29 protein-coding genes are annotated in these 23,340 nt (G+C 62.3%); 22 read left to right on the top strand and 7 right to left on the bottom strand.

Annotated elements, in window-relative coordinates; translation table 11 throughout:
- Window positions 1–98 precede the first annotated feature (98 nt).
- The 3 genes from ACE10W_RS39155 to ACE10W_RS39145 are packed head-to-tail and all read left to right on the top strand — an operon-like array spanning window position 99 to window position 2,426.
- On the top strand, window positions 99–494 hold the full coding sequence (locus tag ACE10W_RS39155; protein ID WP_011082902.1) for a helix-turn-helix transcriptional regulator: 396 nt from the start codon (window positions 99–101) through the stop codon (window positions 492–494).
- Window positions 491–1,012: an ImmA/IrrE family metallo-endopeptidase gene (locus ACE10W_RS39150; protein WP_011082901.1), complete on the top strand. Its 522-nt coding sequence runs from the start codon at window positions 491–493 to the stop codon at window positions 1,010–1,012. The genes ACE10W_RS39155 and ACE10W_RS39150 overlap by 4 nt, the downstream gene beginning before the upstream one ends.
- Window positions 1,013–1,019: 7 nt before the next feature.
- Window positions 1,020–2,426: an exodeoxyribonuclease I gene (locus ACE10W_RS39145; protein WP_011082900.1), complete on the top strand. Its 1,407-nt coding sequence runs from the start codon at window positions 1,020–1,022 to the stop codon at window positions 2,424–2,426.
- A 267-nt stretch (window positions 2,427–2,693) separates the two neighbouring features.
- Here the strand turns inward: ACE10W_RS39145 and ACE10W_RS39140 are convergent, their stop codons facing one another.
- Together ACE10W_RS39140 and ACE10W_RS39135 are read right to left on the bottom strand one after the other, a co-directional pair.
- Complete coding sequence (locus tag ACE10W_RS39140) at window positions 2,694–2,909, bottom strand: AlpA family transcriptional regulator (RefSeq protein WP_011082899.1); 216 nt, start codon at window positions 2,907–2,909, stop codon at window positions 2,694–2,696.
- Window positions 2,910–3,270: 361 nt separating this feature from the next.
- Window positions 3,271–3,429, bottom strand: a complete 159-nt coding sequence (locus ACE10W_RS39135; protein WP_016839828.1) for a hypothetical protein — start codon at window positions 3,427–3,429, stop codon at window positions 3,271–3,273.
- A 382-nt stretch (window positions 3,430–3,811) separates the two neighbouring features.
- Here ACE10W_RS39135 and ACE10W_RS39130 point away from each other — a divergent pair, with 382 nt between their 5' ends.
- The 4 genes from ACE10W_RS39130 (at window position 3,812) to ACE10W_RS39115 (ending at window position 9,645) form a co-directional block, all read left to right on the top strand.
- On the top strand, window positions 3,812–5,008 hold the full coding sequence (locus ACE10W_RS39130) for a hypothetical protein (RefSeq protein ID WP_026192137.1): 1,197 nt from the start codon (window positions 3,812–3,814) through the stop codon (window positions 5,006–5,008).
- A gap of 172 nt (window positions 5,009–5,180) precedes the next feature.
- A complete protein-coding gene (locus ACE10W_RS39125; protein ID WP_014490278.1) occupies window positions 5,181–7,274 on the top strand; it encodes a ParB/RepB/Spo0J family partition protein in 2,094 nt (697 codons plus the stop codon).
- A 56-nt stretch (window positions 7,275–7,330) separates the two neighbouring features.
- Window positions 7,331–8,389, top strand: a complete 1,059-nt coding sequence (locus ACE10W_RS39120) for a toprim domain-containing protein (RefSeq protein ID WP_011082896.1) — start codon at window positions 7,331–7,333, stop codon at window positions 8,387–8,389.
- A 326-nt stretch (window positions 8,390–8,715) separates the two neighbouring features.
- Entirely contained in the window at window positions 8,716–9,645 is a 930-nt protein-coding gene (locus ACE10W_RS39115; RefSeq protein ID WP_011082895.1) for a DUF2493 domain-containing protein, read from the top strand.
- 75 nt (window positions 9,646–9,720) lie between these two features.
- On the opposite strand, the gene ACE10W_RS39110 is transcribed toward ACE10W_RS39115, so the two are convergent.
- Complete coding sequence (locus ACE10W_RS39110) at window positions 9,721–10,389, bottom strand: hypothetical protein (RefSeq protein ID WP_011082894.1); 669 nt, start codon at window positions 10,387–10,389, stop codon at window positions 9,721–9,723.
- A 295-nt stretch (window positions 10,390–10,684) separates the two neighbouring features.
- Between ACE10W_RS39110 and ACE10W_RS39105 the strand changes: the two genes are divergently transcribed.
- Window positions 10,685–11,107 carry a hypothetical protein gene (locus ACE10W_RS39105; RefSeq protein WP_014490276.1) on the top strand — a complete coding sequence of 141 codons (423 nt, stop codon included), beginning with the start codon at window positions 10,685–10,687 and terminating at the stop codon, window positions 11,105–11,107.
- A gap of 48 nt (window positions 11,108–11,155) precedes the next feature.
- Here the strand turns inward: ACE10W_RS39105 and ACE10W_RS39100 are convergent, their stop codons facing one another.
- Complete coding sequence (locus tag ACE10W_RS39100) at window positions 11,156–11,929, bottom strand: bifunctional 2-polyprenyl-6-hydroxyphenol methylase/3-demethylubiquinol 3-O-methyltransferase UbiG (RefSeq protein ID WP_011082892.1); 774 nt, start codon at window positions 11,927–11,929, stop codon at window positions 11,156–11,158.
- A gap of 434 nt (window positions 11,930–12,363) precedes the next feature.
- Here ACE10W_RS39100 and ACE10W_RS39095 point away from each other — a divergent pair, with 434 nt between their 5' ends.
- Entirely contained in the window at window positions 12,364–12,570 is a 207-nt protein-coding gene (locus ACE10W_RS39095) for a cold-shock protein (protein WP_014490275.1), read from the top strand.
- 31 nt (window positions 12,571–12,601) lie between these two features.
- On the opposite strand, the gene ACE10W_RS39090 is transcribed toward ACE10W_RS39095, so the two are convergent.
- The gene (locus ACE10W_RS39090; protein ID WP_011082890.1) at window positions 12,602–12,943 is read right to left on the bottom strand and encodes a hypothetical protein; all 342 of its coding nucleotides are present in this window, start codon (window positions 12,941–12,943) and stop codon (window positions 12,602–12,604) included.
- Window positions 12,944–13,650: 707 nt separating this feature from the next.
- Between ACE10W_RS39090 and ACE10W_RS39085 the strand changes: the two genes are divergently transcribed.
- Window positions 13,651–13,977 (top strand): DUF736 domain-containing protein, encoded by a 327-nt coding sequence (locus ACE10W_RS39085; protein ID WP_011084751.1) that lies wholly within the window; start codon window positions 13,651–13,653, stop codon window positions 13,975–13,977.
- Window positions 13,978–14,093: 116 nt separating this feature from the next.
- On the opposite strand, the gene ACE10W_RS39080 is transcribed toward ACE10W_RS39085, so the two are convergent.
- Together ACE10W_RS39080 and ACE10W_RS39075 are read right to left on the bottom strand one after the other, a co-directional pair.
- Window positions 14,094–14,504 (bottom strand): hypothetical protein, encoded by a 411-nt coding sequence (locus ACE10W_RS39080; protein ID WP_011082888.1) that lies wholly within the window; start codon window positions 14,502–14,504, stop codon window positions 14,094–14,096.
- Between the two features lie 163 nt (window positions 14,505–14,667).
- Window positions 14,668–14,901 carry a helix-turn-helix domain-containing protein gene (locus ACE10W_RS39075; protein ID WP_016841283.1) on the bottom strand — a complete coding sequence of 78 codons (234 nt, stop codon included), beginning with the start codon at window positions 14,899–14,901 and terminating at the stop codon, window positions 14,668–14,670.
- 231 nt (window positions 14,902–15,132) lie between these two features.
- Between ACE10W_RS39075 and ACE10W_RS39070 the strand changes: the two genes are divergently transcribed.
- From ACE10W_RS39070 to ACE10W_RS39015, 12 genes are all read left to right on the top strand, one after another.
- Entirely contained in the window at window positions 15,133–15,396 is a 264-nt protein-coding gene (locus ACE10W_RS39070; RefSeq protein WP_011082886.1) for a hypothetical protein, read from the top strand.
- 119 nt (window positions 15,397–15,515) lie between these two features.
- Entirely contained in the window at window positions 15,516–15,725 is a 210-nt protein-coding gene (locus ACE10W_RS39065) for a transcriptional regulator domain-containing protein (RefSeq protein WP_014490272.1), read from the top strand.
- 61 nt (window positions 15,726–15,786) lie between these two features.
- Complete coding sequence (locus ACE10W_RS39060; protein WP_014490271.1) at window positions 15,787–16,302, top strand: DUF2285 domain-containing protein; 516 nt, start codon at window positions 15,787–15,789, stop codon at window positions 16,300–16,302.
- A 203-nt stretch (window positions 16,303–16,505) separates the two neighbouring features.
- A complete protein-coding gene (locus tag ACE10W_RS39055) occupies window positions 16,506–16,757 on the top strand; it encodes an AlpA family transcriptional regulator (RefSeq protein ID WP_014490270.1) in 252 nt (83 codons plus the stop codon).
- A 13-nt stretch (window positions 16,758–16,770) separates the two neighbouring features.
- A complete protein-coding gene (locus tag ACE10W_RS39050; RefSeq protein WP_014490269.1) occupies window positions 16,771–17,886 on the top strand; it encodes a replication initiator protein A in 1,116 nt (371 codons plus the stop codon).
- Window positions 17,883–18,521 (top strand): ParA family partition ATPase, encoded by a 639-nt coding sequence (parA, locus tag ACE10W_RS39045; protein WP_011082882.1) that lies wholly within the window; start codon window positions 17,883–17,885, stop codon window positions 18,519–18,521. The genes ACE10W_RS39050 and parA overlap by 4 nt, the downstream gene beginning before the upstream one ends.
- The gene (locus ACE10W_RS39040; protein WP_011082881.1) at window positions 18,518–18,784 is read left to right on the top strand and encodes a hypothetical protein; all 267 of its coding nucleotides are present in this window, start codon (window positions 18,518–18,520) and stop codon (window positions 18,782–18,784) included. The genes parA and ACE10W_RS39040 overlap by 4 nt, the downstream gene beginning before the upstream one ends.
- Window positions 18,771–19,289, top strand: coding sequence for a DUF2840 domain-containing protein (locus ACE10W_RS39035; RefSeq protein WP_011082880.1), 519 nt, complete (start codon window positions 18,771–18,773; stop codon window positions 19,287–19,289). The genes ACE10W_RS39040 and ACE10W_RS39035 overlap by 14 nt, the downstream gene beginning before the upstream one ends.
- Window positions 19,286–19,831: a S26 family signal peptidase gene (locus ACE10W_RS39030; RefSeq protein ID WP_011082879.1), complete on the top strand. Its 546-nt coding sequence runs from the start codon at window positions 19,286–19,288 to the stop codon at window positions 19,829–19,831. The genes ACE10W_RS39035 and ACE10W_RS39030 overlap by 4 nt, the downstream gene beginning before the upstream one ends.
- Window positions 19,832–19,865: 34 nt before the next feature.
- The gene (locus tag ACE10W_RS39025) at window positions 19,866–20,201 is read left to right on the top strand and encodes a DUF736 domain-containing protein (protein WP_011082878.1); all 336 of its coding nucleotides are present in this window, start codon (window positions 19,866–19,868) and stop codon (window positions 20,199–20,201) included.
- A gap of 4 nt (window positions 20,202–20,205) precedes the next feature.
- Window positions 20,206–21,114, top strand: coding sequence for a lytic transglycosylase domain-containing protein (locus tag ACE10W_RS39020; RefSeq protein WP_011082877.1), 909 nt, complete (start codon window positions 20,206–20,208; stop codon window positions 21,112–21,114).
- Between the two features lie 468 nt (window positions 21,115–21,582).
- The gene (locus ACE10W_RS39015) at window positions 21,583–23,322 is read left to right on the top strand and encodes a VirD2 family relaxase/mobilization nuclease (protein ID WP_018269524.1); all 1,740 of its coding nucleotides are present in this window, start codon (window positions 21,583–21,585) and stop codon (window positions 23,320–23,322) included.
- The last annotated feature ends 18 nt before the right edge of the window (window positions 23,323–23,340 follow it).

Raw genomic sequence — 23,340 nt, 5'->3', positions numbered from 1 at the left:
TCCGGCGGGATATGGATTCCTGAGATTGGCCAATATGTCAAGTAATGATCACACTAGTAAGTTTGTAATAAGCACATAATGTTTGCGGGATTGACATTATGCCCGAAGCAGCGCAAACATCGGCGATGGCGGGCAATCCGGTCTATATAGCGTTCGGCAACGCGGTCTCGACGCGGCGCAAGGCTCTTTCGCTGACCCAGGCCCAGTTGGCGAGCAAAGTTAAGATGTCTCGCGCGTCGATCGCCAACATCGAGAGCGGCCGGCAGAACATATTGCTGCACCATGTCTATGCCCTCGCCACCGCGCTTGATTTCGCGAAGGTCGCCGACCTGCTGCCGCCAATGCCGCATAAGTCCATCGGGGAGGAATTGAAGATGACGCTGGTCAATGAGAAGCTTTCGAAGGAGTCGCTGTCCGAGAACGCGGGCGCCCAGGTCGCTGATTTGATCAGCAGCGCGCTCGCGCCACGCCGCGGCTCTAAGGTCGGATCGTGAGGGACGCTGATCCAGGTCGAGCGCGCGAAGCTGCGCGCTCGATCCTTCGGGAGTTCGGCGTTTCAGCGCCGCCCGTCCCTGTCGAACGCATCATTAAATCGCGCAAGATCGTCCTTCAGTACGCACCGCTGGAGGAGGATCTTTCGGGCATGGCCTATATCAAGGACGGCATCGGCATCATCGGCGTCAATGCGCTACATCATCCCAACCGCCAGCGTTTTTCCGCCGCCCATGAACTCGCCCATCATGTGCTGCACGACGAAGACATCAGACAAGCCGTTCACGTCGACAAGGGGATACGCGTTCTCTTCCGAGATGATATCTCAGCGCTCGGAACCGAACCGATAGAGATCGAAGCCAACGCCTTCGCCTCAGAGCTGTTGATCCCCGGCGACCTCTTAGCCGCCGTCTTGGAAGGCGGTGGTGTGGATCTCGAGGACGAGGCAGCGATTGAGGGTCTCGCGCGCCGGTTTAGGGTAAGCCCGGCGGCGATGCGTTTCCGGTTGACTCGTTGGTAGCACACCCATGAGCTTCGTCTTTTTCGACACCGAGACGACGGGGCTTAAGCGTGGCTTCGATCAGATTCTCCACTTCGCCGCTGTTCGCACCGATGAAAACCTGAACGAGGTGGCTCGGTTCGAGACGCGCTCGCGCCTTCAGCCACATGTGCTTCCCCATCCTTCGGCGCTTCGGACGAACGGATTGCCGATCGAGTCGTTGACTGATTCCAGCCTGCCGTCGCACTACACCATGGTAGGAGATATTCGCCGGACCTTGATTTCCTGGAGCCCTGCGGTTTTCGTCGGCTTCAACTCCATCCGCTTCGACGAGGAGATGCTGCGCCACGCCCTCTTCCAGTGCCTATATCCGGCATATCTGACAAGTAATCATCGAAACTGCCGCGCCGATGCGCTCAGTCTGGTGATGGCCGCCGATGCCGTGTCGCCTGCGCAACTAGTTGTGCCGGTCAGCGAAGAAGGGCGGCGGACATTTCGCTTGCAACAGTTGGCGGCGGCAAATGGCGTCGCACATGCTCGGGCACACGACGCGATGTCCGATGTGCTTGCGACGCTCGAACTGAGCCGATTGGTCTATCGAAGGTCTCCGGAGTTGTGGCAGCGCTTCGTGCGCTTCTCGAACAAAGCGACCGTCGCGGATTTCATTGAGGTCGAAGACGGCTTCGTGTTGACCGAGTTTTTCGGCGGCCAAGCTTATCATACGTCGGTCGTCTGCATCGGCAGGGATCCCGATCAGGCCAATGGCCGGCTTTGCTTGAGTCTCAACGAAGACATGGGCCGGCTTGCCGCGATGAGCGATCTCGAACTGCAAGTTCATCTGACGCAGAAGCCAAGTCCGATTCGTCGCTTCAGGATCAATGCCGCGCCCACGCTGACGGCGTTCTACGACGCTCCCGAGCATATGCTGGATGGCGGTTCGATGGGCGCCACCGGAGACCGGGCCTGTCTCATGAAGGCGGACACTGGTCTGTGCGCGCGGCTTGTGGCTGCTTACATGGCTGCGCGCGAGCCCTACGCATTATCTCCGCACCTCGAAGAGCGCATCTATAGCGGCTTTCCCGGTCCTGCTGATGAGGCACGCATTGCCGCGTTCCACGATGCGCGATGGGAGGACCGCCTCGCGATCGTCCAGGGCATGGAGGACGAGCGACTGCGCTGGTTCGGGCTCCGGTTGATCTATTTCGAAGCGCGCTCGGTTCTCCCCGAACCTACTCGATTGGAGGTCGAGCGCTACTTGACCGATCAGATGACAGGCGACGGTTCGGGCTGCCTCACCATCGATCAGGCGATGGCAGAGACGGAAAGGGTGCTTGGCGAGTTCGCCAGTCCAGATGATCTTCTGATCCAATATCGCACGTATCTGCAGGATCGACTGGCGCGGCTTGAGGCCTATCGGACACGGCTGATTGCCTGAACCGACCGGTTCGGAGCGCTCAACTCAACGTCGCCTTCTCTGCGCTGAGTATTTGGTCACGGACGGAGTGCCGCGAGGACATGGCGTCAGTGTTGAGCCGACTTATGATGAAAGCGGTGGTCTGACGGTGCACCGCTGAACAGGGGAAACGCAGCGCGGTTCGCGATTTTAGCTCCCTATCATTCCGAGCACAGCAACCGAGTCGTTGTCTCGAGCGTGCCAGCGGATTGAGTCATCATATTAGAGCGCGATTTTGTTTTTCTCAAGCTAGCTCACGTTCAGTTCTTTCGACGCACTACAAATCACCAGATTTCCCCGATCCCATGCGTCAAGCTCGTCCACCGGGTATAAGACGGCTTTGCCGATCTTGATGTATGCAGGCCCAGTTCGCATTGCGCGCCAATTCCGCAGCGTACCCACGGAGACCTCGCCACGGTATCGTGCAGACACTTCCTCCGGTGTCAGGAATTTGGACTCCGTCATTCGTCTTCTCCATCACTCCGCCGCACGAAACGTCACGGTCGAGATGACTGAGATGTTGGCACCCAGAATGACGGAAGAAAACGATATTCTCGATGACCCCGCATAGCTCGCGTCAAACGCGAGCGAGTTAACGCGTCAGCCTGCGTTGATAGCCGCAAGATAGCGTAACGGAGCGTAGCAAAAATACTTGCGGCTCTCGGCCGCAGGTACACTGACCAATCGCGAAGATCGGAAGGTCGTCCTTGTAGGAAGTGTCTTTGGTTAGAAATGCCTTGAGCTGATCGTCTCCCAACCCGTATCCGTTGTCTTTGCAGGAAACGATCATGGACTCTCGGTCGTCGAGCATGTCAGCTCGAATAAATTAGACGTCGATTTCAACCAGCATGTCCGTTTCAGAGGCGTCTTCGTGCTTGCGGATAAGGAATGAGTCGGTCGCATTTGAGATCGGTTCCTCAAAAACGACATACAGGTTCGAGCTGATCTTCGTATTCTTGATGCTGCCCCTGATATCGAACGTCATTTTCGTTTCAATCGCTGACGTTGTGGTCTGTGGAGGATCGTTCTGCCGGTGTGTGGGACGTCAAGTCAAGCTGTCGTATGAAAATGGCGAAAGCACCCGCCAGTTGGCTCCGATGTTCAGTTCCCCTTGTTTGCGCGCGCACTAACTTTCCGAGCTGGTCCATCGGGTTACGCAGCCTGTTGCTCCGATGATATGGCGAATTCCGGCGGTGCGCCTTTGAGGGGAAAGCCTTCCCCCTGGTCGGCGCCGCGGTCGCCGACGCACCCCCTTCTGCGGGGAGACCCCGCAACGCCCCCATTAGAGTGAGAGGACGGATCGGCTTCGCCGTGACGGGTTGATGATCGGAGGAGAGGCCTCCGGCGCCCGTCATGGAGATTGTCCCATGACCCAAGCAGAAGTTTTGATCGCTGCCCACGACTGCGCCGGCGGCTACAAGGTGGATGTGAGTCGCGGCGAGCGCATCGGCCGCGTTTCATCCGAATGGTTCTCGCGGCCGGCGGACGAACGCTATCTGTCCTTGTCGGATCTCTACTCCGCCGTGCGCAGCCGGAGCGAGCGCAGCCGGACCCGAACGGTCGAGAGCACCGCGATCCGAGTGGAGGCCAACCGCGACGATGCCGAGCGCCTGACGCTGATGCTACCCGGTTGCGACGCGCCGATCGCGCCGACTCATTGGAGCTTCGGTCAACTTGCCAGCTTGGTCGGAGCGCCGGCGGCTTACCTCCGTCAGCTTCCGGCACCGCTCGCTGGCATCAACCTGCAGTTCGGCCTCAGCTTTCATCGAGCCGAGCAGATAAAAACGCTTGAGGTGCAGGGCAGTCGCCTCGAGCTTCGCGCCGCGACGGGTCCGGAATATGGGCGTATATTTGACCACGAACTCGTGGCAGCTGTTCAGCGCATCGCCGGCAATGGCACGGGTGACACGCGCTGGAAGGTCCCAGGCGTGCTTGATTGGTCGACTGGCGTTTACAACCCGCGCGTCGACATCACCCAGGATACGACGACGCTCTACGCCTCCGATCGCGATGTCTTCCTGTTTCTGGTCGACGACCTCAATCCGATCGAGGCCGGCCGGCTGCCCGACGGCTTGCCGGACCTCTACTTCCGCGGCTTCTACTGCTGGAATTCCGAGGTGGGCGCGAAGACGCTCGGCATAGCGAGCTTCTATCTTCGCGCCGTCTGTCAGAATCGGAATTTGTGGGGTGTTCAGGATTTCGAGGAGATCACCATCCGCCATTCGAAATACGCCGCGACGCGCTTCGCCCATGAGGCGGCGCCGGCGCTGACACGCTTCGCGAACTCTTCGCCGATGCCCTTCGTCAACGGCATCAAATCGGCGCGGGAGCGGATCGTCGCCCGGACCGACGAGGACCGCAGCGAGTTTCTGCGCAAGGGCGGCTTCTCCAAGACCGAGACGGCGAAGATCATCGACACAGTTCTGTCCGAGGAAGGCCGGAAGCCCGAGAGCGTGTTTGATTTCGTCCAGGGCATCACAGCCGTCGCGCGCGACAAGACTCATCAGGACGCACGACTCGACATGGAGGCACGGGCGAAGAAGCTGCTCGACCGCGCGGCCTGATTCCCGGACAACCGGAGATACGGAACGGTGCTTTTCCGGTTCCGAGGCTTTCCGTCTTTCCTGTTCGTTGGCTTTGCGACGCCGCCCTCCAAAGTGAGAGGGCGGCGCTGCGCTTCGTGACGAGTTGATGTCGAGAGAGAGGCTCTCGGCGCCCGTCGCGGAGTATCATCCCATGGCGACTACCGTTCGCAAGATCACCCTTTCGCCCTCGCGCGATATCCCCTTCAACAGGCTCGTGCTGAGTCAGTCGAACGTCCGGCGCGTGAAGGCCGGCGTCTCGATCGAGGAGCTAGCAGAGGACATCGCCCGCCGGGGCCTTCTGCAGGGCCTCAGTGTCCGGCCCGTCGTCGACCAGGTCGGCGCCGAGACCGGCGTGTTCGAGATCCCGGCTGGCGGCCGGCGCTACCGCGCGCTGGAGCTGCTCGTCAAGCAGAAGCGCCTCGCCAAGACCGCCCCGGTTCCCTGCGTCGTCCGCGATAGCGGCATCGCTGAGGAAGACTCGCTCGCCGAGAACGTCCAGCGCGCTCCGCTTCATCCGCTCGACCAGTTCCGGGCATTCCTGGCGCTGCGCGAAAAGGGCCAGTCGGAGGAGGAGATCGCTGCCGCCTTCTTCGTCTCCGTCAACGTCGTCAAGCAACGCCTCAAGCTCGCGTCGGTTTCGCCGACGCTGCTCGACGTCTATGCGGAGGACGGCATGACGCTCGACCAGCTCATGGCCTTCGCTGTATCTGGCGACCACGAGCGTCAGGAAGTTGTGTTCGAGCGGCTGAAGGCGTCCCACGACAAGCAGCCCTACGTCATCCGCCGCATGCTGACAGAAGGCGCGGTCCGCGCTTCCGACAAGCGGGCGCTGTTCATCGGGGTTGACGCCTATACTGCCGCCGGTGGCACGGTGCTGCGAGATCTGTTTCAGGGCGACGATGGCGGCTGGATGCAGGATGTCGCGCTCGTCGACCAGATGGTGGCCGACAAGCTGAAGGCGGAATCCGAGACGATTGCCGCCGAGGGTTGGAAGTGGACCGAGGTCGCCCCCGATTTCGCTTACGGCCACGCTTTCGGTCTGCGACAACTTCGCGGCGAGATCGTCACCCTCACTGCCGAGGAGGAAGCGGCCCGCAACGCCTTGCAAGCAGAGTTCGATCAGCTGTCTGAGAAACACGCGGACGCCGATGAACTGCCCGACGAGGTCGACGAACGGTTGTCCGAGCTGGAAACAGCTTTGGAGGGGCTCGAGAGCCGGCCGGTTGTTTTCGACCCGGCCGAGATCGTGCGCGCAGGCGTCTTCGTCAGCATTGGCGCTGAAGGCGAGCTTCGTGTTGAGCGCGGCTACGTCCGGCCCGAAGACGAACCGTCGGCGGAGCCGGAGCCCGGTCTTGCTGAAGAAGATGGTGAGGCCGAACGGGCCAAGGCCGCGAGCTACGAAGGCGGCGAGCGCAACGTGTCGGTCGAGCCCGGCGCCGAGCAGGAGGAGGACGAGGGCCTTTCGCCCATCTCCGACCGGCTGATGACCGAGCTCACCACCCATCGGACACTCGGCCTGCGTCATGCCCTCGGTGAGCAGCCGCAGGTCGCCTTTCATGCGGCCCTGCATGCTCTGACATTGAAGACCTTCTACCACTACGGCTCGGATAGCTGCCTGGAGCTGGATCTGAAGAGCGTGAGTTTCGGCGCCCAGGCGCTCGGCCTGAACGACAGCGCCTTAGCCGAGGCGATCCGCGCTCGGCACGAGCGCTGGGCGAAGGCTTTGCCGAAGGAATCGGCCGACCTCTGGGACGCACTTCAGGCGTGGGACGGCGACAGCCAGGCGATGCTCTTTGCCCATGTCGTCAGCCTGTCGGTCAACGCCGTGCATGAACCCTGGAATCGGCGGCCGCGTGCGCTCGCTCACGCCGACCGTCTCGCCCGGGCTGTCGATCTCGACATGGCTGCGGCGGGGTGGAAACCGACCGTAGACAACTTCTTCGGTCGGGTGACGAAGACGCGAATCCTCCAGGCCGTGGTGGAGGCAAAAGGGCAGCGCGCCGCCGATCGGATCGAGCATCTGAAGAAGGGTGACATGGCTGCCGAGGCGCAGACCTTGCTCACCGACACGGCCTGGCTGCCCGAACCGCTTCGCACGCTGGGCCGAGCCATTGGCGACGAACCGGCGGTCGAATCTATAGTCGAGGAAACTCCAGAGCAGCCTAGCGAAAACAAACTGGAAGACGAAGAAGAGCGGACCGCCCACAATCAGCGAGCCGGTGAGCAGATTATGGCAGCCGAATAAGCCGTCGAGAGCAACAACAAGGTCCGCTGGCGACGGCGGACCTTTTCTTTTTGGGGATGACGATGGCCGATAACGCACACGATCTCGCACGGCGTCTCGGCCGGCAGGCTGAGTCCGTGTGCCGTCACTACCTCTCTGCCGGACGACGGGAAGGTAGCTATTGGCTCGTCGGCGACGTCCGCAATACGCCTGGCCGCTCAATGTTCGTGCGGCTCAAGCAGTCGGCGAAGGGAGCCGCCGGCAAATGGACCGATGCCGCCACCGGGGAACATGGCGATTTGCTCGATGTCATTCGCGAGAGTTGCCGCCTGGTCGACTTCAAGAACGTCCTCGACGAGGCGCGCTTGTTTCTCAGCTTGCCGCATCCAGAGCCCGAGCCCAATCAGCCGCGGCTCCGCAATTCCAGCGCGGCACGAGGATCGCCGGAGGCCGCTCGTCGGCTCTTTGCCATGTCGCAGCCGATCGAACGCACACTCATAGAAGCGTATCTCCGCAATCGCGGCATTACGTCTTTGCACGAAACCGGAAGCCTGCGCTTTCACCCACGTTGCTACTACCGGCCCGACGACCACAGCCCGACCGAGACCTGGCCGGCGATGATCGCCGCCGTCACCGATCTGTCCGGCGAGCTGGCTGGCGTACACCGCACCTGGCTCGACCCGCATGGTTTCAGCGAGGCGACGCTGGGCAAGGCGCCAATCGACACGCCAAAGCGGGCGATGGGCGACCTGCTTGGTCACGCTGTTCGATTTGGCGTCGCTGGTGAAGTCATGGCGGCCGGTGAGGGCATCGAGACGATGCTGTCGCTCCGCTGCGCCCTGCCGACCATGCCGATGGTCGCAGCTCTCTCGGCAGCGCATCTCTCCGCCGTCCTTCTTCCGGATACGCTCCGCCGGCTCTACATCGCCCGGGACGACGATCCTGCCGGTGACGGCGCCATGGCGACCTTGATGGATCGGGCGCAGGAGGCCGGCATCGAGGCAATCGTGATCTCGCCACAGCTTGGCGACTTCAACGAGGATCTTCGCCTGCTCGGATTTGACGCCCTTCGGGCCGCAAGCCGCGTACAGATCGCGGCGCAGGACGTCGCGCGCTTTATGGAGCTGGCGGCATAGCCGAAACGGGATGAGGGGCGACGCGGCCGCTTCGTTACCGCACGGTCGGTGAACGTGTTTCCCCTCGGCGCCAGAGGACTGCCCCACGGCCTTCTGAGAGGGCGATCGGGCGGCAGGCGGCCCGGACCGGCAACCTCGTGGGCCGACTATTTTCCGTCGGCGGCAGAGCCGCCTTTACATCGCGAGACAAAATAGTCGGCCCCCTTCGGTCCTCCGCCAAGGCTCCGGCCCTCCGCTGCGCTGCGGGTGCAAGTCCGTTCCGCCTGCCGCTTTCGTCGCCATGAAGGCCGCGATGGGCGCGGTCGATCCGACGAGGGAAAACCGCAATGACCGCCGACCACGACAACGATTTCGAGCCGCACCACAGCTCATCCCCGACCGACCAGGTCCTCCAGGAACTCCAGCTCCATGGCTACCGTCCCTTCCACGATGATCCCGATCCCCGGGGGCTTCCTGAAGCGCGAATCCTCGCCGGCAGCGTCGCCGACATCTTCGATGCCCTGGTGGTGGCGCTGTCCGATACCCGTCTTGAGCCCGACCTCGACGACCTGCTCTGGTCGATGGTAAACGTCTTCCATCGTGCGATCGACAGGATCGAGCGCGAGCTCGACGATAACGAGCTGGCCCAGCAGCGCTCGCAGCGGGAGCAGGACGGCAGCGAAATCAAATCCGTCGAGCTGGAGCGTCTGACGGCAGAAGGGCAAACGCTGATCGAGCGACGCAACGCCTTCGAGCTGATGCGCGACCAGGCCGCCGACGAGTTCGAACGCCACGCCCATTCCGCATGGCGGCCGCGCAACGGATCGAAGGTCAACCACCGCAATCTGACGTCAGCGATGATCGACAGCCGCGATTTCCTGGCCGCGAAGAAGCGCGCCGAAAATCAGGTGCTCATGCCACGCGGACCGAAAGTCGCGCTCACCGGTGGACTCGACTTCAACGACTACCGGCTAATTTGGGCTAAGCTCGACCAGGTGCACGCCAAGCACCCGGACATGGTGCTGCTGCACGGCGGATCGCCCAAGGGCGCCGAGCTGATTGCCGCCAAGTGGGCCGACAATCGCAAGGTCCCGCAGATCGCCTTCAAGCCCGACTGGACAAAGCACGCCAAGGCCGCGCCGTTCAAACGCAACGATGCGATGCTGGAGACGCTACCCATCGGCGTGATGCACTTTCCTGGCACCGGCATCCAAGACAATCTCGCTGACAAAGCGAAGAAGCTAGGCATCCCGGTCTGGAGGTACGGCGGCTCGTGAGCGCCGCCGTACCTTGTCGTGCAGAACGACAGACGAAATGAGAGCCCAATCGTGCCATGAAATGCCTAGCTGCCCTCAGGCGTCCTGATCATAGTAATGTGAGTCATCAATGGCGCCCGACGTCTCCAGCTCCGGCCGCATATAGCCGGTTCGACCGGCCACACGCTCAAATGTTATCATCGTCGTGAAAGCGATCGAATCCCCGTGGAACGGCTTATCCGGATCGTTCTCTCCATTGAGAGAACCTGAGACATTTGCCACGAGCACATCGTCTCCGACGTCTAGGCTTACTTTGTCTATGTAAAGCTCGTCAAAAAAAGCATTCGTCATAGCCATCTCACCCGAGAGAGCGTCCTCGATCATCATGGGATCTTCTTGAATGAAGGATACATCGATATACTCCTCGAGATCTCGGGTGTACCAAACCTCACCTGAAAAGTAGCCGTTTGCGTTAAGAAAGCTCGAGAGCAGCGAAGCCAGCTCGTCAACATTGGGTAGACCTGCAGGGAGACCATTGAGGTGCTGCACGCGCTGATCCATCAAGCGCAGATCAGGCATCAGGATCGCGGCTTTATCCAAAGCCGCAAGCTGATACTTCGGCTCGGCCCTTAGAGCCGCCGCGGTACCATAGCCGAAATACGCAGCCACGATCTCGTGGGCGTGACCTGATCCGAGCTTGCCGCCGGCCAGATCGTTGAAGGTCATACGCAGAAAGTCTGCGCACTTCTTTTGGATGGTAGACATGGCAAATCCATTTCACACCGGCGTCTTAGTGGCAGTCACAAGCGCTTCATGACCACCGCGCGCCGGCAGAATGGTTGCCGTTCGGGTGTTCGATTGGGAAATCGAGATGCCGCCTTTTGGGTCGCTTGCAGCCCGGGCGATCGGCTCCTGACGCTCAATATGGTCATTTTGTCATTCGCCCGCAACCGGATTTGTGACGATTCCGGTCGCTGGCATTTGCTGCTATACTGCGTTTGCGCCGTGGTGGTGGTGGAAGGCGCGACCGTCAGACCCCTATCTCACGGAGCCCACCACCATGATTGCCTTGGGACCACTGCTTATTTTCCTCGCCATAGGCTTCTTCGCCTGGCTACTCTTCACGCTTGCGGTCTTCGCGGTGCCCGTCTTCGCCGGCGTGACGATTGGTCTTCGGGCCTTCCACACAGGGGCTGGCGCTCTGGGCGGAATCGCGGTTGCGTTCGCGGCTGGCGCCGTAACCTTCGGCATCGGCCAACTCGCGCTCGCCCTCGTGACATGGGCTTGGCTGCGGCTCTTAATCATCATCCTCTATGTCGCGCCCGCGACCGTCGCCGGTTACAGCGCGACGCATGGAATCGCCCAGATGGCGATGTCTTCGCCCACCTGGCAAACGGTCTTCGCGATCGCCGGGGCCGTTGCGGTCAGCATCACGGCCTTGGCTCGCTTCACCGGCATGGCCGCAGACGGGCCGGCAAGATAGCGCTTGACGCCGGGCTGATATCAATACCGGGGCGGGCCCGGCAGGAACCTAATCCGGCCGGATATCACGAAGGCTTCGAAGCTTACCGCCGATCGATGTGGACGCAGATACAATCAGCATCATGGGGCGTTCGAGTTCTTCGGCCAATTGCGGCATCTGCTGGATCTGCTCGCGTGTTGGGGCAAACTCCTCGATCCGCCGAATTTGAAGGCCTGCGCCGATCAGCGTATTCAAGGTAGTGCCAAGTGTCCTGTGGTATTTCAGAACGCCCTTGGCAAACCAGTCCGTCCGACGTTCGCCCTCGACGGAATATCGATTGACCGGCCAGGTTTTGCGGCCCTCCTCATCGGAAATCCAGTGCGGATGTGCCGCGGCCATGAAGATCGGATGCTCAATCGTAAAGACGAAATGCCCGTCAGGAACGAGCGTTTTGCGGATCACATGTACGAGACGGCCAAAGTCCTGAACATAGTGAAAGGTCAGTGCGCTGTAGGCGAGGTCGAAAGCCGCCTCAGGGAGGTCCAGTGTGTCGAGATCGGCGATGCGATACTCAATGGCCGTATCCGCTGTGTCCGCCCTGGCACGCTCGATCATGTTCTGCGACAGATCGAGACCCAGAACCGAGGCCGCGCCCTGCTCGCGCATCCAGCGCGAGGCCCAGCCGAAGCCACATCCGAGATCAACGACACGTTTCCCGACCAAATCGGGCAGCATGGCCCGGATCGCCGGCCATTCAGGAGCGCCGTCCAGCCCATGCACCTGCCGGGGCAATTGGCTGTAGCCAGCGAAGAAATCGGGATTGTCGTAGATATTCTGCGCCATATCTGCCTGCTATTCGGCTTTTCGCTCTGTGCCGCTCCGGATGATTCTTACGCATCCAAGTCGAATTGTCGCAGTGGGCTGCGCCATTTGACGAGCCTATCCGGTCAAGCTGCTTCTCGCGCCGGAAACGAAAAACCCCGGCATGAAAGCCGGGGCTCCCGTGATGCCACGACGTACATCCGGCCGCGACAAGCAGGCGACAGTTAGCACGGAGTTTTCGAAGAAAATGTGACCTTCGCCTCGTCGTTCTTGAATGCCGGCCGATTTCAGCGTGCTCGTTCATTTCATCGAGTGGGGCACTCTATTTCTTCTGTCCAAGACCTACGAACGGGCGGGACAACGGATCCCATCGAGCCGCTTTCGCGCGGAGACTTGCGATCGGCTCGTTCAATGATTTAGATGGGAAGGTGTTTTTTCTTTTTGGAGCAAATGACGTGGCGTTAGGGACTGTTAAGTGGTTCAACCCGACCAAAGGCTATGGGTTCATTGCGCCGGACGACGGTGGCAACGATGTTTTCGTGCACATCTCGGCGGTAGAGAAGGCCGGCTATACCTCGCTTGTTGAAGGCGCGAAGGTCAGCTACGAGCTGGTGATGAACCGCAGCGGCAAACAAGCCGCAGAAAATCTCCGCCTAGGATAAGGCGCAGCTCGACGTCCTGGCATACTTTGAGCTAGCCTGAATCTCGTGGTTTTGAGACCTTTGGAAGATATCCTAGTTGGCGCTCGAGGGCGGCCAAAGTCGAGTGGGCTGAATCCAAACGTGCGGTCGCCTCAGTTAGGTTGGCCCACGCTTCGTTCTGCCGCGAGACAGCTGCCGAGCCGATCTTAATGCTATTCTTAAGACACCGCGTGTCTTGGCTGCGTAAGGCGCGCCCCAATTCAGGCAGTATCCTGGTCACCGCTCGATGCGCGGAACGTTCTTTTCGCTCCAGGCGGCCGACCACGGCGAAGGCCTCACGATAGTTCCATATCGCTTCGATGGCTCTGTTTTCAAGATCGCTTTTGTCGCTCATCCGGTTCTCTTCTCACTCGAGCTCTTAGCGGTCATCATTTGCGCGAGATCCTCCTCTGGGTCCGCGCGGCGAATTGTCGTAACCCCTGTAGGGGCGGGAAGGCCTGGCGCAAGCCGGCAGCGTCCATTGGAAGGGGCTGACTCGATCAGACATCCAGCGTGCTCGCATTCTAGTCTGTGAGCTTCACACAGAGCGGCCAAGCATCGAGACACGACCGATCATCGCAGAGTGGCAGTTTCGTGGCAGTCGTTGTGCGGCATCGACCAAACGGTGACGGATCACAACTACGGCCAGCCGCTCTCGTGAATGGGGCGTGCTGCCGACGCGCGATCGCGGAAGCGGAGATCCGTCCGTCTCGATTACAGAGGGCTAAGCAGCATTGGATTCGTTGGGCCAGCTCTCTCGGTGGGCTCCCAAATCGCCACGTTCTCCTTGATGTCAGCTCTGTTTGGATCGAGCGCACCAACGGCCTCTTCGATGGATGGATCTGGCCGAAGGACGGCTGAAGCCTCGACCGCCTTTGGCGCAACAGCGGCGTCACAACTTTCTTCCCCTGCCGGCTGCGCCGCCATTCCTCGCGCGAGACAAGAAAGTTCCTCCTTTGCTGTCCAGCCCCTTCGGGGTGCGCCGTCGATCGCCTCCGGCCTGTCGATCACCATCGAGGCCGCAAGGTGCGGGCTCGAAAACAGAGATCAAGGAGAACTACCATGGCGACCATCGGCACCTTCAAGAAGACCGGCAACAACGAGTTCAACGGCGAGATCGTCACTCTCTCGCTCCAGGCGAGGAACGTCCGCATCGTCCCCGAAACCAGCCGCTCGGGCGACAACGCCCCCAGCCACCGGATCTATGTCGGCCGGGTCGAGATCGGGGCCGCCTGGTCCAAGCGCTCCAACGAAGGCCGCGATTATCTCGGCCTCAAGCTCGACGATCCGAGCTTCACCGCCCCGATCTTCGCCAACCTCTTCGCCGATGAAGAGGGCGAGGGCTTCAGCCTGATCTGGTCTCGCCCCAACCGTCGCAACGGCGACTGAGCCGATCCGCAATGCCCCGCCCGGCTGGCCCGGGCGGGGCACCGCCACGCTGAGGAAGCGCGAAGGCACCTCGTTTGCCGTGACGGCGCAAGCGGCAAGGGCGTAACCGATGCCGATCAGCGGCCGCGTGCCGATTTGATTGGACGTCTTTGGTTGGCCTCGATCACGCTCTCGACGATGTCTTCCCAGTCCGGACAAATGGCGACGAGACGATCCAGCACTGTGGGATCCCGTTCGATCTGGCCAAGCGCCTGAGCGCGCCACTGGTCGTTGAAACTAATGCTCATCAGTCCCAGGCATTCGACAACCGAACTGTCGGGGAGCAAGTGCTCCATCGTTGCCGTCACTATGCCGGTCCACTGTTGGATCAGATGCCACGGCTCCGCCTCGCGCCGCGCCTCCAACTTCTCTCCGAGCAGGCCAATCAGCGCAAAGAACCGCGTTGGCCAAGGTTGCGGCCTGAGTTCCGTGACCAGAGCATCCACTGTCTCGCGAATGTCGGCTGGCAAGTGCTCGTACAGAGTCATGAGGCCTACTCCATCTCCCCAGCATGCTCGTCCGTTTCTGAACTAGGCATGCGCTTTGGAGACAGATCAGATTTACGTAAAGCCGACTATCAACTTATGCGTGAGGCAATGCGGAGTTGATTCACGACGTGCCGGTGTTGCGGTGGGGCACAAAATTGTCGCGTCATCGAGCCCGATGGGAATGAACCGTCGTTCGCTTGACGAGATCGGTTGCTTCGACGCCGAGCGCCTCCGCGATTCGGCCAAGCACGGTCACGCTGGCCGACACATCTGCGCGTTCAATTGCGCCGACGTAACGGACGCTTAGTCCAGCGCCATCGGCCAACTCTTCCTGCGTCATTTTCTTCACATGACGTATCCGACGCAGATTGACCGCCATGACCTCCTTGAGATCCATGGCAACAAGGGAACTCACATCGGAATGATCGTTCCAGGAACGATCGTTCCGATTCGTGCGTCACTGTGCTATTCATATCGTCTGGCTAGGCCCTGGTGTGCCGCTTCCGGGGAGCGCCGCGATGCGATCTGCGCATCACGGCACAATTCGAGTGTGACGATTTCCCAGCTTGCAAAGTTCTGGAGCTTAGATGAATTCTAATCGCTGCATCAATGCTGAGGGGCAATTGCAATGAACGGCGCGCCATTCCAGGACCGGCCGCCAATAACGGATCGCGTCAACGCCTATGACGAGAAACATCTTGCTATCTACGTTCGGTTGTTGATGGCCGAAGAGGAGGGCGCCGACTGGCGCGAGGTGGTCAGCGTGATCTTCGGCCTCGACCCCACGCGCGAACCAGATCGTGCCAAAAATGTCCATGATAGCCATCTCGCCCGCGCGCGATGGATGGTGGAAGCCGGATATCAGGGCCTTTTGGAACCGCGGATGCAGTGATTTGCGCCCCAATCACGCAAATTGCGATCTCGCGTGATGCAACCTCCGGGTCTGGTCTCTTGTAGCGTCTTTAGGGATCGTGGTGCGGGGCACAGAACAAAAAGACGAGAAGACAGACCATGCCGACCCAGTACTGGCGCTCGCCGGAGACCATCGAACGCCTGAATCGTCTTGAGCGCCCGGGTTTTGCCCTCGAATTCCTTCGTCGCAATGCCGACTACCGCCGCGACTTCGCCCGCACTGAGCGACAGATCGCGCGCGGCGAATCCGATCCCAACACCATCCGAACCAGTTTCGCACGTCGATGGAGGTTGCGGTGTCGCCCATGACCCCGCCTCTCCGGTTTGGCCCGAACCAGCCATTTGGCTGCCCGAGGCATCACCGGGAACATTGATCCTGACGCCCGCGCCGCCGGACTTCGAGACCGTTCATTCGATTGATCGCAACGCTTTCGGACTGTCGATCGTCGGGCGGACAGATGCTGACGGTCGCGAGCTGGTTGTCGCCGACGGCTCGGGTGAGCTCCATGTCAGTTTGCGCGACGAGCAGGCCGCGCGCCGTCCCGCCGTGCTTGTGCCGCTCGACGGCATGGGCGAACTGCGGGCCGACGTGGCGCTACACTTCGTGCGTCGCCTCAGCGGCCAGCGCACCGGTCTTCTCCCGGCGGCGCTGCGGCTGACGTCGTTTCAGAAACGGCGACTGATTCAGCTCCTGCACGCCTTCGACGTCCACGACCTGGGTGGCGGCCCGCGAGACGTGGCAGCGAAGGTGCTCGCCTCCGACCACGCTCAGCGCCGCTCGGTCGAGTGGAAGGATTCTCATGCCCGCCGCAAGGCGAACCGGCTCATTCACGATTCAATCGCTTTGGTCGAGCGCGGCTATCTGAAACTTCTACGCGGCCTCTGATCGGCTCCCCGATTCCTTCAAGCCATCGACCTGATGAGTTAGTTGCGCCCCGGTAGTACGCCTGGCTTCGCCTGGTTGCGACGATGGGGGGACACAAACGTACGTCAATTTTCGTCCACCCCCAACGCCTGAACTCTCCGCCACTCTGGCCCGGACATGCCGCGACTTGGCCGCGGCACTTCGAGGCAAGACGGAGATCTCCCATGCTCGACAGGCCTGCGCAACTCGCCACCCGTTACGTGCGCACCCCCGAGGCCGCGCGCCTCCTCGGCATCTCGCCGCGCACGCTTGAAAAATATCGCTGCCATGGCAATGGCCCGACTTTTCGCAAGCTCGGCGGCCGCGTTGTCTACGCCATCGGCGATCTCGAAGCCTGGGCCGATCAGGCCGCCTGCAGCTCAACGTCGGATCCGCGCTACCTCGAAGCGCGCGCCGCCGGCAACGCGCATCGCTAAGGCAACGCTCGTCATGTCGTCGCGTCGCCTCATCACACCCAGCGAGCGAAGCAAGCTCGACCCGTTCGTTGTCGCCACCGGTGATGCCAGCCCGCGTGATCAACGCGACCTGATGGAGCGCCCGTTCTTTTCGCTCGCCAAGGCCAAGCGAACAAGACCGATCCTCTACCAGACCGGCGACGTGTGTGTCGAAGTCTATGCAGTTCCTGAGCACGGTATGGCGACCATTTGGGATGCCGACGTGCTGATTTGGGCGGCGAGCCAGATTGTCGAGGCCGAGAACCTCGGTCTGAAGACCTCGCGCTTCCTGCGCTTCACACCCTACCAGCTTCTGACCGCAGTCGGCCGGCAGACCGGCGCCCGCGACTACAAGCTCTTGAAGGGGGCATTGGCCCGCCTGCAGGCGACCGTCATCCGCACCAGCATCCGGCAGGGGGAGCATTGGCGGCGCCACCAGTTCTCATGGATCAACGAATGGGAGGAATGCGCGACGCGCGACGGTCGGGTGCAGGGAATGGAATTCGTCCTTCCCGACTGGCTCTATCGCGGCGTCATCGATCGCTCACTCGTTCTCACGATCGATCCGGCCTATTTCAGCCTGACTGGTGGGATCGAGCGCTGGCTCTACCGCGTCGCGCGCAAGCATGCTGGCCGCCAGCCGAGAGGTTGGCTGTTCGAGGTCGCACACCTCCATGAGAAATCCGGCAGCCTCGCCAAGCCTGCAGACTTCGCCTTTGATCTCCGCCGGATCGCGGCACGTCAACCGCTGCCAGGCTACTGCCTGAGCATCGAACGCAGGGAACGCCGAGAGCTATTGCGCATCCTGCCATCGAAGTCATTCACAGCTCCTGTGGACGGCGCTGTGAATCAGCTCGGGACTTCGGGCGTTCACACTATCGGGACTCCGGGCGTGCCGGTATCGGGATTCCGGGAGTGCAAACCACAGCTAACGCTTTGGCCAGGAAACACGATCGCCTGCCCTAACTTAGAGTCTAACTTAGAATCTAACTGTTGTAGTGGGGCCGCGCGTCTTGCGGATAACACCGACATCCGCGCTCAGCCGCCAACCGAGCACCCAAGCCAACCATCTCTGCCGCTTTCAGGTCGCAAGACGGGAGGCATGCGATGATCGTCGCCGTGCTCAACCAGAAAGGCGGTGTCGGCAAGACCACGCTCGCCCTGCACCTCGCCGGCGTATGGGCGCTGCGCGGAAAGCGCGTGACGCTGATCGACGCTGACCCCCAGGGCTCCGCATTGGACTGGTCGCAGCAGCGTGCGCGGGAGAATGTCGCACGGCTATTCGGCGTCGTTGGCCTCGCGCGCGATACGCTCCACCGCGAGGCGCCGGAAATCGCACGCACCGCCGATCATGTCGTCATTGACGGACCGCCGCGCGTCGCGGGACTGATGCGTTCGGCGCTGCTGGCGGCGGATCTCGTGTTGATCCCCGTGCAGCCGTCGCCATTCGACGGCTGGGCCTCGGCCGAGATGCTCGCTCTGCTGCGAGAGGCTCGCATCTATCGTCCGCAGCTTCCTGCTCGCTTTGTGCTCAACCGCTGCGGCGCGCGCACGATCATCGCCCGCGAGACTGCCGAAACTCTCGCCGACCACGATCCGCCGGTGCTCGCCAGCACCATCGGCCAACGCGTTGTCTTCGCCGACGCCGCTCAGTCCGGACGGCTCGTCTTCGAGTTCGTCGAGCAGAGCGCCGCCGCCCGCGAGATCGCCGCGCTCGCGGCAGAAGTTGCGAGGTTCGCGCCATGAGCGACCGCTCTATCAAACGCGGCTTCGCCTCGCGTCCGGGCGATGCCGAGAGCTGGATCAAAGCCAGTGATACGCCGCCACGCAGCGTGAATGATGCTGCCGCATTCACCGCGCGCCTGACGATTGACGTCACGCCCACGCTGCGCGGCCGCATCAAGGTCGCCGCGTTCCAGCGCGGCGTGACCGTCGCCGACATGCTGCGCGAATTGCTGGCGCGAGAGTTCCCCGCTGACGCCCCGGAGAACCGTCATGAACGACAATGAAGCCTTGCCGCCGCGTGCAGTGCCGCCCTCGCATCGACGGGATGTCGCGCTCACCCATGTCGAGCTGACCTGGATCGAGAAGCGGATCGAGCACTGGCTGCGCTTCGGCCGCCGCGCGGAGGAGAAGATTCTCGACCGTCGCCGCAGCATCTCGAGCTTTGAGCCGGGCAGCATCTTCGGCTTCGTCCGCTGGGCATCGAACGACTATGGCACCGTGGTGTCGCGCATGGACATCGTGCGTGCCGTGGAAGCCGGGCAGCGCTATCAGACGCTGCCCTTCGTCCGCCCCGGTGGCGAAATCCTGCTGCGCGTTGATAGCTGGCCGAAGGTCGAGCGCGTGTTGCAGGCCATCGACGCCATCGAGGCGCTCTCCATCGATCCGGCTGACGCCGCACCCGAATACTGGCGGCATCTCCACAACCGTCTCGCCGCCGACCATGTGCCGCGCGCCTACACGCGCGAGCAGCATATCGCCTGGCTCAAGCGCCGGAGCGTCACGCCATGACCCGCTTCGGCTATCTCATGTTGACCTACCTTGCGGCGCTGGTCGCCGGCGCCCTGGCCCTCGTTCATCCTGCGCCGCGGCTGATTTGGAACGCTACCGCGAGCACGCCAATAGGGCTCTACGCGCTGCATCCGCTCGGAGAGCTGCGCGACTTGGAACTGGTCGCGGTACGGCTGCCGGAACCGATCGCCAGCTTCCTTGCCGATGGCGGCTTTCTTCCAAAAGGTCTGCCGCTGCTGAAGCGTGTGATGGCGCTGCCCGGGCAAACCGTGTGCCGGTCGGGCGATGCCATCACGGTCGATGCTGTCGATGTCGGCGCCGCACACGAGCACGATCATCGCGGCCGTCCGCTGCCGCGTTGGAGCGGTTGCCATACCCTCGAACCGGGCGAGGTCTTTCTCATGAACCCGACCGTCCCAGACAGCCTGGACGGCCGCTATTTCGGCGCGCTCCCCGTCAGCTCGATCGTCGCGCGCGCAGTCCCGCTTTGGACGGACGAAGCCGCCGACGGCCGTTTCGTCTGGCGCGCCGCCACTCATTGACCCGTTTCCAACCCAGCAACCCAGGAGCTTTCCCATGGCACAAATCGGCCAGTTCACGCGCGATAAGTCCGGCTTCACCGGTCGCGTTGAAACGCTGTTCTTCGAGCGGATTCTCACCCTCGTCCCGGCCGAATCCTCGGATGCCGAGAACGCGCCGGACTACCGTATCCGCCTCGGCGATGCCGATGGCCCGGAGATCGGCGCAGGTTGGAAGCGGACCGGCGAGAAGGCCGGCGATTACGTTTCGCTCGTCATCGACGACCCGGCGCTGCCGCGGCCGATCCGCGCAAATCTCTTCCAGTCGGGCAACGACAAAGCGGCCTGGACGCTGAACTGGAATCGTCAGCCCCAACGCGCCGAGCGGGACTGATTGCATGCAGGATCCTGTCGCGCGTGCCGCCAACCAGGCGCATCAACGGTCCACCCCCTTGTTCGGGGAAAAGCCCTCTCATAACTCGGGTCCACGCAACCGTCGGGCGGCCGCCACGCACAGCGGCGGTCAAACCGGTGGTCCGTGCGCACCGCCGGTAGGCAGCAAGACGCCTCGCCATGATGGCGGAGACAGGGCGAGCCTTGCCGTTCTCCTCCTTACCGGCCTGCTGGTGATTGGCGGGCCAACGGCAGCAGTGTCCGGGCAGAGAGCACCGGCACGAAGTCAACCGGCGAGCGATCACTACGCATCTCATGTGGCAGAGGCCGCGCAGCGCTTTGGCATTCCGGCTGCATGGATACGAGCCGTCATGCGGGTCGAGAGCAATGGCGATCGGCGTGCCGTCTCACCCAAAGGCGCACTCGGCCTGATGCAACTCATGCCCAAGACTTGGGCGGACATGCGCGCGCGCTATGGTCTCGGGCGCGATCCCTTCGATCCCCGTGACAACATCCTCGCCGGCGCCGCCTTTCTTCGCGAACTGCACGACCGTTACGGCTCGCCGGGCTTTCTCGCGGCCTATAATGCAGGTCCCGGCCGCTACGAGGAGTTTCGGGATAGACACCGTCCACTGCCCGCGGAGACGACAGCCTATGTCGCGGCCATCGTCCCTTTTGTCGACGCGGAGGGAGCGCCAGGACCTCTTCTCCTCGCGGCTTCTTCTCGTTCATCCTGGACGCGGGCGCCGCTGTTCTTCGACCACGCTGACGGGCCGTCCCCTGGCGCGCGAGCGGCGCTCGATCAACCCGCGCACGGCGGCTCAGTCGGCACTACGGTGCACGATATTTCGGCGATTGCGCCGCAGTCGGAGGGCCTGTTCGTCGCGCTCTCGGCCATGGGGCGATCGCAATGACTGCACGGCATCTTCAACGTCAATGCGCGGATCGCGGTACGTCTGCAGGCACCCTTGTTGCGGCGGCTGCACATCGGGCAGCTCGCGATATCAGCTGTCAGTTTCCAGGTTCGCTGGCGCCCCTTGACGAACATTCGGTTTGCATTCGAAACGCTGCAACACAGTCATACGGGCGATGCCTTCGGCCCGCGCTCTACTCGTCGCTTCGCTCCTCACCGAGCCACCCTACGGGTGTCTCGGCCCTTCGCGTAACGATCGCTATCGCAAACACTCGCAAACAGTGGGGGCTTCCGCGAGTACCGACCGAACGATGGCGAGATAAAAGGCCGCAATGTGCGGCTCGGTCGGTTGGTTGTTTGTGCTGCTATTTTTCCTCGGGTCCGCAATGTGCGGCTTCGGCGCGCAATGTGCGCTCGACTATCAACCCGTTGCAGGGATTCTGCATTCCGCACATTGTCGAGGCTGGCCATGGCTGAAGACAGCGATTTTCAACCACGGCCCGGCCGCATCCGCTCCTCGAGGAGCCAGCGGGCCAAGCCCTTCATCGCCCAGGCGCTTGCCGCCGCTCAACGCGCTGGCGGCGGCATTTCGCGAGCCGGCCAGCTCGTCAGCCACCGTCATTCGCGCTTCGGCCGCGGCCGAGCCGCCAGCGTGCGGGCAAACCGTCTGCTCACCGGCCGCTCGCGTCTGGTGACCATCAAGACCCGGGTCGTCCGGCACAGGGCGAGGTCGGCGCCGCTCGCGACGCATCTCGGCTATCTCCGGCGCGAAGGCGTGACCCGGGACGGGGAGAAGGCCCACCTGTTCGGCCCGGGCACCGAGGATGCCGATCCCAAGGCCTTCGCCGAGCGCTGTCAGAATGACCGCCACCATTTCCGCTTCATCGTCTCCCCCGAGGACGCGCCTGACATGGCCGACCTCAAGGGTTTCGCCCGCGAATTGGTCGGCCAGATGGAAGTGGATCTGGGTACCAAGCTCGACTGGGTGGGGGTCGATCACTGGAACACCCAGCACCCCCACGTCCACATCATCGTGCGCGGCGTCGCAGAGGACGGCCAAGACCTCGTCATCTCCCGCGACTACATCAAGGAAGGGATGCGCGCCCGCGCCCAGGACCTGGTCACCCAGGAACTTGGACTGCGCTCCGATCTCGACATTCGTCGCTCGCTCGAGAGCCAGATCGGAGCCGAGCGCTGGACGCAGCTCGATCGCCAGCTTGTTCGCGATGCAAACCAGCACGGTGTTATCGACCTTGCGCCGCGTCCCGAGCAGCAGCCCGATCAATTCCATGCGTTGAAGGTTGGCCGGCTGCGACACTTGGAAAGTCTTGGCCTCGCTCATCAACTCGGGCCCGGCCAATGGTCCATGGACGAGGCCGCCGAAACGACCTTGCGCGAGCTCGGCGAACGCGGCGACATCATCAAGCGTATCCACCGCAGCTTGACCGAACGCGGCATCGAGCGCGGGAGCGCGAGTTACGTGTTATCAGGCGAAAATCTTGACGTCCCCGTCATCGGGCGTCTCGTTGATCGCGGTCTCGACGACGAGCTCAAGGCGACCGCCTATGCCGTGGTCGACGGGGTCGACGGCCGCACCCACCACATCCGGCTGCCCGACCTCGACGCTGCCGGCGACAGCGCGCCAGGCTCAATCGTCGAGCTTCGCAAATTCGATGACGCAAGAGGGCAGCGTCGCGTGGCGCTTGCCGTCCGCTCCGATCTCTCGATCGAAGCGCAGGTGACCGCGAGCGGCGCGACATGGCTCGATCGGCAGGCCGTCGCGCGCGACCCTGTGGCGCTTGGCCAGGGCGGCTTCGGCGCCGAGGTCCGCGACGCTATGGAACGGCGGCCCGAGCAGCTCATCGGGCAGGGGCTCGCCGAACGCCAGGCGCGTGGACTGGTGTTCGCGAAAAACCTTATCGGCACGCTGCGCCGTCGGGAGTTAGAGGATCTCGGCAAGCAGCTCGCCGCCGAGACCGGTCAGCCGTTCAACCCGTCGGCTAGCGGCGAGTATGTGGCAGGCACCTATCGGCAGCGCTTCGCGCTCGCCTCCGGCCGCTTCGCCATGATCGACGACGGTCTCGGCTTCCAGCTCGTGCCTTGGACGCCCTCACTCGATAAACAGCTCGGCCGGCATGTCTCTGGCGTCGCGCGCGCGGATGGCGGCATCGATTGGGGTTTTGGGCGCAACCGGGGGCTCGGCTTGTGAGTGATCCTTCCAATCACC

Origin of the sequence: Bradyrhizobium sp. B025 (assembly GCF_042257955.1) — a bacterium.
Classification (GTDB): Bacteria; Pseudomonadota; Alphaproteobacteria; order Rhizobiales; family Xanthobacteraceae; genus Bradyrhizobium; species Bradyrhizobium diazoefficiens.
This window is presented reverse-complemented; position numbering and strand designations above follow the sequence as displayed.